Here is a 13,890-nt window from a genome sequence, read left to right as displayed (position 1 = left end):
GTAACTGACCGTTACTTAAGCAATTCTGCCATATGACAGGCCGCCTGCATGGCTACGTTATGGATTTCCCTGTCTGCCAGCCCTCCTATATGGGGTGTCAGCACCACATTGTCAAGTTGAAAGAATGCACTCTCATACAGCGGCTCTTCTTCGAAAACATCCAGTGCCGCTCCTGCAATGCGACGGTTTTTCAACGCTTCGTACAGTGCCTGCGTGTCAATGATCCCGCCCCTTGCCGCGTTCACAATGACAGCGTCTTTCTTCATCCTGCCGATCGCATCCGCGTTAATAATGTGGTATGTCTCCGGTGTCAGCGGGCTTGCCGGAACAAGAATGTCGGCCTCCTGAAACAGGGTATCCCTGTCCACATAAACCGCGCCATATTTTTCGGCTGACTCAGGATTCTGGCTTGTGCTGTTTACAAGCACCCTCATGTCAAATCCCGCCGCCCTCTTTGCCACTGCCTGTCCGATTGCCCCGAAGCTGATGATTCCGAGGGTTTTCCCGGATACGGCATACCCTCTTGCAACCCCGTCACACCATTTCCCCCTGCGGATATTCCTGTCGGCCTCAGGAATCCGGCGCATAACTGCCAGAATCAGTCCCCAGACCAGATCTGCCACCGCATTGAAGTTCTGTCTCGGTACATTGCAGATTCTGATACCTTTCTTTTCAAATGCCGGAAGATCGAGGTGGTCTGCACCCGCACAGTTCAGTGAGATTGCTTCCAGCCCTTCTGCCTTCTCAGCGAATTCTTTCCCTAAGGGAATATCCGCCCCCATCAGAATCCCGGCCGGTTTTTTCTCCAGAGTATCCCAGTAGTCCAGAAGGTCTTCCTGTGTATACCCGATCCTGTCTTTTTCAGCCAGCAGGACCGGTTCCAGTCCTGCATCTTCCAGCACGCGAAATGCTTCTTCTTCCTGTTCGAAGGAAAAGGAGATAATCAATACTTTTTTGTTCATAAGGTGTCCCTCTTAAATTTTCTGTTTGATATCAGGCGTTTTAAATCTATTTGTACTGCGGCAGATAGTCTTTATGTTCTTCTATAAAGTCATTGACCAGGTTTTCTGCTGTCTCATAATCGGTCACAGCACCGTCGAGCATCATAGCGTCGGCCCAGAGCTGCCTGTCCCCCGTTAATGCTGCTTCTACTGTGAGGTCCACGGATGCAAGCCGCTTGATGATAATATCCTTGACTGGTCCCTCGAATCCGTTCACATGCATGGAGGAGAATCCCCTTGCAGTGGCAACACCCGGAATCTCCAGTACGGCATCGTCAGGAATACCGGCAACGGCGCCCTCATTTGGAATATTCACGGAGAATACCTTCCGTTCATCCAGCAGTAAGGATTTGATGATTTCCGCAAGCTGTTCATGTTCCCCATCGGCACGCTGGAACAATTCGGCTTCTACTTCACCTTCCGTCTCTCCCTGCTCCAGCATTGCTTTATAGATTCCCTCGCCTCTTGCAATCACATCGTCAATAGGAAATGCATCGATGCCGAGAGTTGCACCATAGTATTTTCCTTCCGGGAAACGCTCCGGGAAGAATTCAACCGCATGGCGGTCCACAACTGCCGGAATCGCCCCGTAGCGTTCGAAGAATTCCCATGAAAGCGGATTGTCCATATGGTTCGGTATTTCCTTGTCTTCCAGAAGTGGATTGAAGAAATTGCGCACATGTGGGTTCCTTTCGTGTTCTTCCTTCTGCCTCTTTACGACATCCAGCAGTTCCTGATGCACGTCTTTCCCGTCCACACGGATATCGTACAGCCATGTCAGATGGTTTAAGCCTGCACCGATTGTAGTCAGCCTCTTTACATCCACACCGAGCATTTTCGCCAGATATTTTTCCCCGTAGATAACACCGTGGCAAAGCCCGATTATCTTCACATTTGTTGCCCTTCTTACCGCAGTCACGATAGCGGTCATCGGGTTGGAGTAGTTGAAGAAATATGCATCCGGGCAGAGCCGCTCAATGTCTTTTGCAATCTCAACCATCACAGGAATCATCCTCTGTGCCCTGGAGATTCCCCCCGGCATAATGGAATCGCCTACCGGCTGGTAAATGTTATATTTTCTCGGAATCTTAACATCCTGTTCCCATGCACGCCTGCCTCCGACCGCGATCGTCGTCACGACAAAATCGGCTCCCGGCAGCAGGTCTGTCCTGTCTGTGGATGAACTGATGATAATATCGGACTTTTTCTGCTCCACCATCTTCTTAGCAAGCCTCGTTATGGATTCCAGTATCTGCGGGTTAATATCGCAGAGGGCAATCTCCCATTCCCCGAATTCAGACTGGATAAAATCTGCGATCAGCCCCTTTGTAAATACGGCGCTTCCCGCACCTATCAGTACAATTTTCTTTCTCTTGGCCATTATTTGTTACCTCCTCTTTCCCATGCTGTTACAAACGCCTCGTTACATGCCTTTAAAAAATTCTTCAAAAGTTCCATCTGCTCTTTATATTCCGCCCGGTTGACCGCTTCTGCCATTTCTGCCTTCATAAAGAGCTTTATGAAGCCCGGTTCCCCGACTCCCAGCTCATACACCGGGGATGCTTCCATGTTGTGATACACCCTGTCGAATTCTTCTGGGTTGCTGAACTTGTCAATCTCCGCGAAGATACCGGCCGGCTGCTTCTTATAACTGTATATGGCTCCAAAATAGGCATAGAGCGATAATCCTTTGTCATTTTCCAGATAGTACCGGAACCCTTCTGCATACTGTCCGAAGTTATCTTTATCTGCATAATTTACTCTCACACTGCTGATGTGGCTTTCCACTTCATTCAGTGCCTGATCAAAAGCATTCACCAGATTCAGTGAATCTGCCATATTCCGGTAATCAAGCCGGAACCCCTTTTCGTATGCGGCATCTACGATTGCTTCTGCACCGCCTGCTACAAACCTTCGAAGAATCACTGCCTGTTCCCCTCTTGGCCTGCCGGACATATCTGCGAAAACACTGTCAGGCATAAACAGTTTAAAATACTCCGGTTCCGCCCGGTTGATTTCGAATTCCGGGCGTTCGGTTATGTTTTCCAATACACTGCCATAGCTGTGACGGTTATTCTGCTCATCCAGCTCTATCATCAGACCCGGCCGGGTAGACGGGAAATAGATCAGCCCGATATGCAGGTAGAATCCAATTCCCGAACGTCTGCATGTAACCCTGCACCTCAGTCCGTACCAGTGCCGCCCGATACAGTCTTTTGCATCCCGGATTACCTGAAATTCAGCCTTGTCGCTTTTGATGCTTTCAATGGCATCCGCAAGGATATCCCAAAAGCGGTGCATCGATTCCAATGCATTGATATCAATATGAAGTCTTTCCAATGTTTTAAGCCCTCCGTATACGCGCTGTATTATTTAGCCAGGTCCGTCTGTTTCCATGCAAAATCCGGGTTCTGCACACAGAGTTTTCCCCCGCTGATTTCGATGAATGTCCCTGTCAGGTAGGAAGCCTCTTCCGATGCCAGAAATGATACTGCATTCGCCACATCCTCCGGCTTTCCTAATTTATGAAGGGCGATTGCACCCTCCAGTTCATCTTTTTTGCTGTCAATCACACCTCTCGTCATTCCAGTCTCAATGACGCCGGGAATAAACCCGTTTACTCTGATTCCGGCCGGTGCCAGTTCTGCCGCCAGTGATTTCGTCAGGCTGTAAACTGCTGCCTTGCTTGCCGCATATGCACCGCTTCCTGCTGACCCCAGCAGTGCCGCATAGGATGCCGCATTGATCAGAACGCCGCCCTTTTCCTTCATGCACCTGCTGCATTCTCTTGCACATAGGAATACGGATTTCAGATTGACATTCATCACCGTATCCCACTGGCCTGCCTCCATATCACAGACGAATGCCTGCGGATAGATTCCCGCATTACTTACGAAGATATCAATATAGCCGAAATCTTCCAATGCAAGCCTGAACCCTTCCTTCACGGATTCTTCTCTGGATACATCCATCACATAAGACTTTACATTGCCGTACTGTTTCAGTTCCCGTTCTGCTTCCTGCAAAGCGTCTTCTTTTAAATCACAGATAAATACATTGGCACCGCTTTCCAGAAACTTCTTTGCAATAGCAAATCCTATTCCCTTTACACTTGCGGCCCCAGTTACACCAACTGTTTTTCCTCTATAGTCAAATGACATGCCTTACTCCTTTCTATGCCCCGTGGATATTAATCTGTCAGTTCCACGACGGCTCCGCGGCTCGCTGAAGCCGCCAGCTTTGAATACAATCCCAGATATCCCGATGTATATTTCGGTTTCGGTGGGACAAACCCTGCCTTCCGCTCCTTAAGTGTCTCATCCGTAACGTGAAGTGTAATACGCTGGGCGGGGATATCTACCGTAATCTCATCGCCGTCCTGTATAAAAGCGATCGGTCCGCCTTCTGCCGCCTCTGGTGATATATGCCCGACAAAGCATCCGTTATTCGTACCGGAAAATCTTCCGTCTGTGATCAGTGCCGTGGATTCTGCAAGCCCCATGCCGTAAAGATACTTCATTGCCTTATACATCTCACGCATTCCCGGCCCGCCTTTGGGACCCTCGTAGCGTATAACGACTACATTGCCCGGCTGGATTTCTCCTCCCAGAATCGCTTCCTCTGCAGTCTCTTCACTGTCAAAGACTCTTGCCGTACCTGTAAATACATGCATCTGCGGTTTGATAGCGGAAGGTTTTGTGATGCATCCCTCTGGTGACAGGTTTCCTTCCAGAATCGCAATCCCGCCGAACTTACTGAACGGTTCCTCAAGTGTCTTGATAATCTCCCGGTTCACCCTGCCTTCCCTGTGGTTTTTCAGGTTATCCCCGACTGTTTTCCCTGTCACTGTCATGACATCCAGATTTAAAAGAGGTTCCAGCTCCTTCATAACCTGCGGGATACCGCCTGAATTGTGGAAATCTTCCATATTATATTTAGATGACGGGTTGACTTTTGCAACCAGCGGTGTTGTCATGCCGATCTCTTTGAACTTCTCCGTCATCACCTTACTATCGATGCCTGCCTCTCTTGCTACAGCAAGGAGATGGAGCACTCCGTTGGTGGAACCGCCCGTTGCATTTAATAACCGGATTGCATTTTCCAGAGACTTTTCATTGATGATCTGGTCGGCCGTAATGTCCTGAAGCACAAGGTCTACAATTTTCTCCCCTGTCTCGAATGCAATTCTGGTCCGGTCCGCATAAACCGCCGGTATCAGTGCCCCATACGGGAGTGTGATTCCTAGTCCCTCTGAGAGAGCACACATAGTATTAGCCGTCCCGTAGAAGGAGCAGGACCCACAGCCCGGTCCGCATGTATTTTCCATGCGGTACAGTTCTTCCTCCTCAAGTGTCCCGGCCCTGACCATTCCGCAGCCCTCGGAAAGCGTTGTGAGGTCGGATGCCCTTTCGTCAAAAACGGGGCCACCCTGCATCGGCCCGCCCGGAAGCAGGATTGCCGGAAGTTTCAGTCTTGCAGCTGCCATGAGGAGTCCCGGAACGATCTTATCACAGGAGCCAAGCAGTACGATTCCATCCAGCTGGTGCGCCTGCACCATCACTTCCACATCATTAGCAATCAGGTCACGGGAAGGGAGGATAAAACGCATCCCTTCGTTCCCCTGGGCTGTGCCGTCACACGCCCCGATAACCCCGAATTCGACCGGAGTCCCTCCTGCGGCGTAGATTCCCCGTTTTACACTGTCTGCAACTGCCCTCAAGTTATAACTTCCCGGTACGAGCTCGCTCCATGTATTAGCAATTCCGATAATCGGTTTTTCCAGATCCTTATCAGAAAATCCCATTGATTTGTATACGCCCCTGTTAAAGCTGAAATCCGGACGTTTTAAGATTGATTCACTTCTTCTCACGTTTCTTCCTCCTACCTGATCTTCTCCATCTTCAGGTTGCTCACTACATACTTGTATCCCGCCTCTTTCAGATATTTATGGGCTTTTTTATTGTAGTTGTATTCCTCGCCGTACAGCCAGCAGAACACTTCAACCTCCCGGCCGATCTTTTCTTCTAAATGCCGCTTGGCAGTTACGATCTCCCTGTACATATCCTCATCCGGCGTTTCTTTCGTAATCTGGAAATGGTTCCCGGTATGGCAGCAAACCTCATGCCGGGAGGCGATCTCCCTGACCTCATCCCAGTTCATCGCAATTCTTTTATCCGGATACAGACTCTCATCCGTAATATTCAGCTCATGCGCCTCGCTGAAAGGCAGCTGTTCTTCCAATGGGATATCCATGAAGAAACTTGGGAAATAGAACCACCCGGTAAAATGATATTTGTCCAGAATCGGCAGCATCACATCGTAGTGATTGCGGAAACCTTCAAAGATCGCCGGAATCAATCCTGGCTTTTCGTACGGCCATTTTCTTGTTTCGAAAAACTGGTCCAGATCTTTTAAAGTTACCGGTACGAAATGTTCGCTGTAATACTTAATCTCTGCCTCAAACCTCTCAGCGTTGACGGGATTGGTATTGTGGTAATTGACAACACGTATGTAAGAGCTGTTTATCAGATAGCGGAACATTTCAAGGCATCTCTTATCTTTTGAGATTGTCTGCAGAAATTCTTCCATTTTAAAGTTCTCCATCTGGTTTTCCTCCCTCCTGCCCATCCTGATTCACTACAAATTGCTTCACCACTTCCCGGTAAGGGACTATCCTGCCGTCTTCGCCGGCATGGAAGAACATCTCCGCCATCGCGCTCATGGCCGGCGCAATTCCCGGATATTCCCCCAGTTCTTCTGCACTCTTCTGCTCGTACAGGCTGGCAAAAACCATCGCGCCTGCCGCCATCAGAAAGCGGAACTCTTCATCCTGCCCTGCGCCTTTATAAGTGGTGTTCCACGATGCTGTCAGGTCATCTAAGCCTATCACGGCCGGAATTCCTTCATCCGCCGTTACCCGGCTGTCACAGTATTTCATAAGGGCCTTATAGGGTTCCATCCCCTGACTATCAATCTCCTTAAACATGTCCTGAATGTTTTTCATCCGCGTCCTCCTTCAATATGGTATATATATCCAGGCACCCGATTACCTGATTTTTTCGATTTTCAAATTGCTGAGTACATATTTATATCCGGCTTCCTCCAGATGCTTATGCGCCCGGATATTGTAGTTATACTCCTCGCCTGCCAGCCAGCAGAAGACATCCACCGGTTTCTGTATCTTGTATTCCATGCGGCGCTTTGCCTCCACGATCTCCCTATGCATATCCTCATCTGAAGTTTTCTTCGTTATCTCAAAATGGCTGCCGGTGTGACAGCAGATCTCATGGTTTTTCGATAATTCTCTAATTTCTTCCCAGCTTAAAGCGATTCTCCCATCCTCATACATATACTGCCCGGTTGTCCTCAGGTGGTGGTTTTTACAAAATCCAAGCTGGTCTTCCCTGGCTACATCCGGGAAAAATCCGGGGATGTAGAACCATCCTGTGAAATGGTATTTATCCAGAATGGGCTTCATAATATCGTAATGGCTGCGGTATCCCTCAAATATGGCGGGAATCAGTCCCGGCTTATCATACGGCCATTTTCTTGTTTCAAAAAAGGTATCCAGGTCACTTAACTTTACCGGTACGAAATGTTCGCTGAAGTATTGAATCTCATGCTCCAGCCTTTTCGCATCCCGTTCATTCGTGTTGTGGTAATTTACGACCCGGATATATGCGTTATTTACCAGATAACGGAACATTTCAAAGGTCCGTTTATCCTTTGCAACCGTCTTTGCAAAAGTATGTATATCAAAATTGCTGCTCATGCTCCCTCTCCATTCTTCCTAGTGCTTCGGTATATGAGATACTACCGCCCGTTTCTGCGCCTGCCGTTTTTTTGTACTGGAAAAACCGTTCTGCCGCTGCTTCCATAGCCGGAATGATCGCCCCTCTTCCGGTTCCTCCCTCTTTTACCATCTGCTGGTCAAGAAGGTCTGTGAACAGCAGTGCGCCGACTGCCTGATAAAAACTCAGTTCGTCTTCCTGCGCAGATACTTCAAATGCCTCCTGATCCGGGGCTGTCAGGTCATCCAGACCGATAATCATGGGAATCCCTTCCTCATCACGGTTTCTGCTTTCGCAGTATGTAAGCACCCTGCGGTAATTCTCCAGATTGTCTGCCCCGAGCTGTTCAATCAGCTCTTCTATTCCATCCACTTCTTCAGTAAATTCATAGAAATTGAGCTGCCCCAGATTCTCTTCCATACGTTTTTTCTGATAACGGCGGTATGCAAAAAGCATGACCACCACCGTCGTCCCCTCTATGAAAAGGGAGGCCATCCATACCCCTTTTACATTCAGGTAGAAGGCTCCCCCGATTACAAAGATAACCGGAAGAAAAAGTGTACGCATAAATGAAAAATAGATTGCTTCTTTTGAAGCCTGTATGGATTGGAAGTAAGATATCAGTATCATGTTAACAGCCGCCAACAGGTAAGAAACTGCTACGATTCTTATGGCTCCTGCCGCCTGTACAAGAAATGCCGCATCCGGCTCCAGGAAAATCTTCACAAAAACTTCTGCCTGCCATTCAATCACTGCCACAAACACAACGGACATTCCAAATGCCCACTTTACTGCAAGATGTGTGAATCGTTTTGCCCGTGAGAACTTCCCCGCACCGCTGTTTGCACTCACAAGCGGCTGCATTGCATTCGAAATACCGTTGATTGCCGCCAGTACAATCGTGTTGATATTCACCACGATCCCATAGACAGCGATCACTGTTGTTGCGGCACTTCCTGCAATCCTGATCAGCACGGTGTTGTAAACGAAGGTTACAATACCTCCGTCGATTTCTGTCAGGAAGGTGGACATGCCTACCTTCATGATGCAGAGGACATCCCGCACACTGGCATCTGTAAAACTGACTTTCAGATTGGACTTCTTTCGGAAGGTTGAGAAGATCCCTAAGACTACAGTCGATGTAACAGCAAGTGAAGTTGCAAGAGAAGCCCCTACCATACCACCGTCCAGTACATAGATAAATACAATATCTAAAACGATATTCAGGGAGCAGGATAATAATGTCCCTGCCATTGCCAGCTTTGGTGCATTGTCATTGCGCAGAAAACTGGTAAAGAAACATTCCCCCATGTAAGAGACGGAAAAGATCAGTACCCATTTTACATAATCCGTTACGCCCTGCCTTAACTCTCCCGCGCCTCCAAGCACTGTGACGATAGGTTTTAAAAACACCATTCCCAGAATCGTTATGGCTGCCGCAATGAGCAGCAGCGTGACTGCGGCCTCTGTAAAAACACTTTTTGCTTTTTCTTTCTTTCCATTTGCCACATATGCGGAAAACATGGCTCCTCCCCCTGTTCCGAGAAGCAGTCCGACGGAATACAGGACTGTCGTCACCGGCCAGGAGAGATTCAGGGCCGCAAGGCCCTGCTCTCCCAGCTTCTGACCGATACACAGGGTATCGATAAAGTAGTTGAAGGATATCATCATGGTAGCCGATACACTTGGAATCAGATACTGTAAAAATGTTTCACTTACATTTCCCTGTAACAAATCTATCTTTTTTTTCATAAATCACCGATGTGTCTTTCTCCTTTTACCTGTTCAGGTTTTCTTCTATCATTGCGTTGCCTTCTTCTTCCATTCCCTTCAATGCAGCATCAATATCTCCGTCAACCAGCAGCTGTCTTAACTTTTCTCTTACGATTGTATAAGTCAGTGTGGAAGGTGTGCCCATGTATGCGCCTTCTTCGACTGCATATGGGAGTACCTCCTGTGCAATCGAAATTGCTTTATCTACAGAACCTGCATTCGGGTCATACTGAAGGTCTGTCAAAGAATCAACCCTTGCCGGAAGGCAGCCTGTCTTATAAGCCCAGTCCCCTGTCTGTTCTGCCGTAGTCATGAATTTTACAAATTCCCATGCTGCTTCTTTGTTTTCACACTTATCGGATACGATATATCCCCATCCGCCGGTACCGATGCTGACCGGGTCCGCTCCTTCTACCCATGCCGGCATATTGAATACCTGCCAGTTAACATCCGGTATGTCGATTGCAAAACTGCCTGAATACCACGGTGCGCCTACACACATTGCCGCCGTCCCCTGGACGAATGATTCATAACGAGGAGTTCCTTCATCGCTGACTGCGTCTGGTCCCTGTGTATATTTGAGCAGTGTCTCCGCTGCCTTCTTCGCTTCCGGAGTCTGGAACTTCACTGCATTATTTGCCTCATCCTTATAATCTCCGCCATACTGCATAATTAAAGAAAGGAAATTTGCTTCCCACTGTGCATACACATATGCCAGACCTGAGCGGACCACCTGTCCGTCCCCATCCTTCTGGGTCAGCTTCTCTGCTAATTCCAGCAGTTCGTCAAAGCTTGCCGGTCCGTTGTTGTCTATCCAGCTCTGCGGAAGCTCCACACCCTCTTCTTTTAAGATATCCATATTGACGTATAAGCTTGGGGACTCTGCATTGATCTCTGACGGGATACAGTAGTACTTACCTTCAACCTGCTTATTGATCAGTGCACTCTCGTAATAGTTCTCCTCCATATACTCCTTTGTCATGACATCATCCGGGATCTCATCAATGACTCCTGCCTTTGCCCAGTCTGTAATACTCTGCCAGGTCTGCATGACATCAGCCTGCTCACCCGCTGAAAACGCCTGGTTAAGCTTGTCGGAGAACTCCGGGAAATATTCCACCTGAATATTTACATCCGGATATTCTTTCTGGAAGGCCTCAATTGCCGGTCCAAAATAAGACTTCCATGCTTCCGTGTCCTGTGTCCAGAAGGTCAGGTCACCGTCGATCTTCCCGTCACCGTCCTCCCAGTCCTTACTTCCTCCGCATCCTGCCAGTAATGAGGTTGTCATCGCTGCTGCCAATAGTAATGCAATCACTCTTTTTTTCATCTTTCGTCCTCCTATGGATCTTTCTTTTTCATATTTTCATACTAGCATTATGTTATGTTTTATTCTTAATATATATTTACCAGTTTTTCACTTATTTTTACTTTCTATAGTTAATGTTGCATAATTTTATATTTTTCTTTGTATTATTAATCATAATTTTAACGCATCTGTTTAAAAGCAAAACAGATGCGCCGCAGTTTAGAAACGGACTGTGAAGTTATAATCTGACTGATAGGAGAATACGATGATTACTACAAAAGAAAAAAATCCCTTCGGGACCATTGAATTTACCGATACCTATAAGCTGAAGGCCTTACCCTCCACATGGTGCATCGCGCTGGCTGAACAGGGAAGCGGCAGTTACCTGCACCAAAACCTGATTTCGGATTTCCAGCACCGGGACTGCTTCCTGCTGTATGATACGGAAGATATCACCCTGTCTTATGGGGAAGGCAAGCCATGCCGATTTACACTTTTTTCGTTTTCTATGGATGATGTAGATACTTCAGGGGCCGCAGATAAGAGCCAGCAGCTCCTGAAACAATTTTTCAGCGGGCGGGTAACCTTTCAGCACTTCTCCCTCCCACGGAAGAATTATGATGCCATACGGGCGTTACTAAAACTCTGCAATCAGATTTTACAGGACACGCTCCCGGTATCCCCTATGATTTACCGGCATACCTTCCTTGCCCTCATCCTGTACTTTGCCCAGACAGGCTTTGTGCTGAAACCCGAGAGTCAGCTGTTCACGAAAAGTTTTTCCACCCGTGAAGTCATGATCGCACAAGTCAAGCACCTCATCCGGCAAAATTACGCCGATCCGCTGCCACTTTCATATCTGGCGGCTTATGTATATGCGAATCCCAGTTATTTAAGCCGTATTTTCAAGGCAGACACTGGAATGTGCCTGTCTGCCTTCATCAACCAGGTCCGGATTGACAATGCGAAACAACTGTTGGAAGATACAGATGAACTGATTATAGATATTGCCATTTCCTGCGGTTTCAACCAGATTCCTCACTTTAACCGGATTTTTAAAGAATATACCGGTATGTCTCCTTCTGCTTACCGCAAGGCATACCGGCACCGGGCTCTTTAATCGGCCTTATGTTGTGAACGGGAAAGCTGGTACGCCACATCCACAATCATATCTTCCTGACCGCCTACCATGCCGCGCCTACCTAATTCAACCAGAATATCTTTTATATTCAAATCAAACTTTTCTGCAGCACGTCTGGCATGGAGCAGGAAGCTGGAATATACCCCTGCGTATCCCAGCATAAGGGATGCAGTGTCGATGACCTGCGCCCTGGGCATAATGGGTTCCACGGCTTCTTCCGCCACCTTAAGAATCTTATCCAGATCAATCCCGGTCGCACATTCCATACGCTCCAGCACTGCGGACAGCACTTCAATCTGACAGTTGCCGGCTCCTGCGCCGAGCCCTCTTAAGGTGCCGTCGATATATGACGCCCCCTCTTCTGCCGCCGCAAGCGAATTCGCGACGGCAAGCCCTAAGTTATTATGCGCATGGAACCCAACCGGGATACTGAGCTTTTCTGACAGCAGGCTGACCCGCCGGCGCACATCATCCGGCAGGAGGTGTCCGGCCGAGTCTGCCAGATTGACATAGTCGACTCCTGCATCCTCGAATATCCTCGCCTGTTCCAGAATCTTCTCCGGCTCTGCCATATGTACCATCATCAGGAAGCCGGCCGTAAACATGCCTCTGTCCTTTGCCGCTTTTATATGCTGCAGGGAAACGTCTGACTCTGTGACATGGGTTGCAATCCTGACCGCACGCACACCATGATCATAAGCCTCCTGCAAATCTGATATCGTCCCGATGCCGGGGATCAGGAGCGCGCCCAGTTTTGCCCGTTTTACCACCTTGGATGCGGCTTCAATCAGTTCAATGTCCCTTGTTTTAGAAAACCCGTAATTGATCGAGGAGCCTGCGATTCCGTCCCCGTGACTCACTTCGATGATATCTGCACCTGCATCATCCAGCCCCTGCGCAATCAGGCTCACCTGTTCTTTCGTAAAGCTGTGGCTCATCGCATGGCTCCCGTCACGCATCGTCGTATCAATGAAATGTATTCTACTTTTCATGCCTGTTTCCTCCTTGTAAAAACCTTTCTTCTGCTATTTTTTCTGCTGCCTCAATGGCGGCTGAATTGATGATATCCAGATTTCCTGAATATTTCGGAAGGAAGTCTCCCGCACCTTCTACCTCTACAATGACAGTCACTTTGTTCCCGTCCATAATCGGAGGGGTCCTGAGCTTATATCCCGGTACGTATTTTTGTATTTCCTTTACCATCTTGTTCACAGACCCAGTAATTGCCTTTTTATCCGGGTTCTTTACAATCGAATGGATTGTGTTTGTCATCATGAGCGGCGGTTCTGCCGGATTCAGGATAATAATTGCCTTGCCTTTGTCTGCTCCTCCGACTGTTTCCAGTGCCTTTGCCGTCGTTTCTGTAAATTCATCGATATTGGCACGGGTACCGGGACCTGCGCTTTTGGAGGAAATACAGGATATGATCTCTGTGTATTCGCTGTCTGCCACACGGTTGATTGCATATGCAATCGGGACTGTCGCCTGCCCCCCGCAGGTTACCATGTTAAGATTCATCTCATCTGACAGGCTTTCCAGATTCACACATGGCACAACGTATGGTCCCACCGCCGCCGGGGTCATATCGATGGCAACCTTGCCCGCCGCCTTAAGCAGCGGCGCGTGCATTTTATGTGCCTTAGCACCCGTCGCATCAAACACAATCTTAATGTCATCTCTGTCTAAGATTGTCTCTATCCCCTTGGTCGTAGTCTCAAATCCGAGCCGCTTTGCCCTTTTGATTCCCTCAGATTCAACGATTCCTACCATGCAGGACATCTCCAGATTCCTGCTTCTCATAACTTTGTACATTAAGTCGGAACCGATATTCCCCGGTCCGATAATCGCAACTTTTACTTTCTCCATGTCTTTCCC

General features: G+C 48.3%; 13 protein-coding genes. 1 reads left to right on the top strand and 12 read right to left on the bottom strand.

Annotated features, from left to right (window positions below):
• Nucleotides 1-11 precede the first annotated feature (11 nt).
• The 10 genes from A8806_RS14705 to A8806_RS14660 are packed head-to-tail and all read right to left on the bottom strand — an operon-like array spanning nt 12 to nt 10,895.
• Nucleotides 12-962 (bottom strand): phosphoglycerate dehydrogenase, encoded by a 951-nt coding sequence (locus tag A8806_RS14705; protein ID WP_109731970.1) that lies wholly within the window; start codon nt 960-962, stop codon nt 12-14.
• Between the two features lie 46 nt (nt 963-1,008).
• Complete coding sequence (locus A8806_RS14700; RefSeq protein ID WP_109731969.1) at nt 1,009-2,382, bottom strand: family 4 glycosyl hydrolase; 1,374 nt, start codon at nt 2,380-2,382, stop codon at nt 1,009-1,011.
• Nucleotides 2,382-3,341 carry a hypothetical protein gene (locus tag A8806_RS14695; protein WP_109731968.1) on the bottom strand — a complete coding sequence of 320 codons (960 nt, stop codon included), beginning with the start codon at nt 3,339-3,341 and terminating at the stop codon, nt 2,382-2,384. The genes A8806_RS14700 and A8806_RS14695 overlap by 1 nt, the downstream gene beginning before the upstream one ends.
• Before the next feature lie 29 nt (nt 3,342-3,370).
• Entirely contained in the window at nt 3,371-4,162 is a 792-nt protein-coding gene (locus A8806_RS14690) for an SDR family NAD(P)-dependent oxidoreductase (protein WP_109731967.1), read from the bottom strand.
• Nucleotides 4,163-4,191: 29 nt separating this feature from the next.
• On the bottom strand, nt 4,192-5,871 hold the full coding sequence (gene ilvD, locus A8806_RS14685; protein WP_109731966.1) for a dihydroxy-acid dehydratase: 1,680 nt from the start codon (nt 5,869-5,871) through the stop codon (nt 4,192-4,194).
• An 11-nt stretch (nt 5,872-5,882) separates the two neighbouring features.
• Entirely contained in the window at nt 5,883-6,605 is a 723-nt protein-coding gene (locus A8806_RS14680; protein WP_181368738.1) for a polysaccharide deacetylase family protein, read from the bottom strand.
• Nucleotides 6,592-7,005, bottom strand: a complete 414-nt coding sequence (locus tag A8806_RS14675) for a hypothetical protein (protein WP_109731964.1) — start codon at nt 7,003-7,005, stop codon at nt 6,592-6,594. The genes A8806_RS14680 and A8806_RS14675 overlap by 14 nt, the downstream gene beginning before the upstream one ends.
• A 42-nt stretch (nt 7,006-7,047) precedes the next feature.
• Nucleotides 7,048-7,773 (bottom strand): polysaccharide deacetylase family protein, encoded by a 726-nt coding sequence (locus tag A8806_RS14670; protein ID WP_109731963.1) that lies wholly within the window; start codon nt 7,771-7,773, stop codon nt 7,048-7,050.
• Nucleotides 7,757-9,544, bottom strand: coding sequence for an MATE family efflux transporter (locus A8806_RS14665; protein ID WP_109731962.1), 1,788 nt, complete (start codon nt 9,542-9,544; stop codon nt 7,757-7,759). Before A8806_RS14665 ends, A8806_RS14670 begins: the two co-directional genes overlap by 17 nt.
• A 25-nt stretch (nt 9,545-9,569) precedes the next feature.
• Complete coding sequence (locus A8806_RS14660) at nt 9,570-10,895, bottom strand: ABC transporter substrate-binding protein (RefSeq protein WP_109731961.1); 1,326 nt, start codon at nt 10,893-10,895, stop codon at nt 9,570-9,572.
• Between the two features lie 244 nt (nt 10,896-11,139).
• Here A8806_RS14660 and A8806_RS14655 point away from each other — a divergent pair, with 244 nt between their 5' ends.
• A complete protein-coding gene (locus A8806_RS14655) occupies nt 11,140-11,994 on the top strand; it encodes a helix-turn-helix domain-containing protein (RefSeq protein ID WP_109731960.1) in 855 nt (284 codons plus the stop codon).
• On the opposite strand, the gene dmpG is transcribed toward A8806_RS14655, so the two are convergent.
• Together dmpG and A8806_RS14645 are read right to left on the bottom strand one after the other, a co-directional pair.
• Nucleotides 11,991-13,007 (bottom strand): 4-hydroxy-2-oxovalerate aldolase, encoded by a 1,017-nt coding sequence (gene dmpG, locus A8806_RS14650; protein ID WP_109731959.1) that lies wholly within the window; start codon nt 13,005-13,007, stop codon nt 11,991-11,993. The genes A8806_RS14655 and dmpG overlap by 4 nt on opposite strands.
• The gene (locus A8806_RS14645) at nt 12,997-13,881 is read right to left on the bottom strand and encodes an acetaldehyde dehydrogenase (acetylating) (protein WP_109731958.1); all 885 of its coding nucleotides are present in this window, start codon (nt 13,879-13,881) and stop codon (nt 12,997-12,999) included. Before A8806_RS14645 ends, dmpG begins: the two co-directional genes overlap by 11 nt.
• Nucleotides 13,882-13,890 lie beyond the last annotated feature (9 nt).

The organism is Faecalicatena orotica (assembly GCF_003149245.1).
GTDB lineage: Bacteria > Bacillota > Clostridia > Lachnospirales > Lachnospiraceae > Faecalicatena_A > Faecalicatena_A orotica.
The sequence above is the reverse complement of the archived record's forward strand: the minus strand, read 5'-3'. Positions and strand labels throughout refer to the sequence as shown.

Bases quoted from the DNA above. Each gene is read 5' to 3' on its own strand.
- A8806_RS14700 (WP_109731969.1), bottom strand. From the start codon at position 2,382: ATGGCCAAGAGAAAGAAAATTGTACTGATAGGTGCGGGAAGCGCCGTA.
- A8806_RS14660 (WP_109731961.1), bottom strand. From the start codon at position 10,895: ATGAAAAAAAGAGTGATTGCATTACTATTGGCAGCAGCGATGACAACC.
- A8806_RS14705 (WP_109731970.1), bottom strand. From the start codon at position 962: ATGAACAAAAAAGTATTGATTATCTCCTTTTCCTTCGAACAGGAAGAA.
- A8806_RS14645 (WP_109731958.1), bottom strand. From the start codon at position 13,881: ATGGAGAAAGTAAAAGTTGCGATTATCGGACCGGGGAATATCGGTTCC.
- A8806_RS14670 (WP_109731963.1), bottom strand. From the start codon at position 7,773: ATGAGCAGCAATTTTGATATACATACTTTTGCAAAGACGGTTGCAAAG.
- A8806_RS14655 (WP_109731960.1), top strand. From the start codon at position 11,140: ATGATTACTACAAAAGAAAAAAATCCCTTCGGGACCATTGAATTTACC.
- A8806_RS14665 (WP_109731962.1), bottom strand. From the start codon at position 9,544: ATGAAAAAAAAGATAGATTTGTTACAGGGAAATGTAAGTGAAACATTT.
- A8806_RS14680 (WP_181368738.1), bottom strand. From the start codon at position 6,605: ATGGAGAACTTTAAAATGGAAGAATTTCTGCAGACAATCTCAAAAGAT.
- A8806_RS14675 (WP_109731964.1), bottom strand. From the start codon at position 7,005: ATGAAAAACATTCAGGACATGTTTAAGGAGATTGATAGTCAGGGGATG.
- A8806_RS14690 (WP_109731967.1), bottom strand. From the start codon at position 4,162: ATGTCATTTGACTATAGAGGAAAAACAGTTGGTGTAACTGGGGCCGCA.
- dmpG (WP_109731959.1), bottom strand. From the start codon at position 13,007: ATGAAAAGTAGAATACATTTCATTGATACGACGATGCGTGACGGGAGC.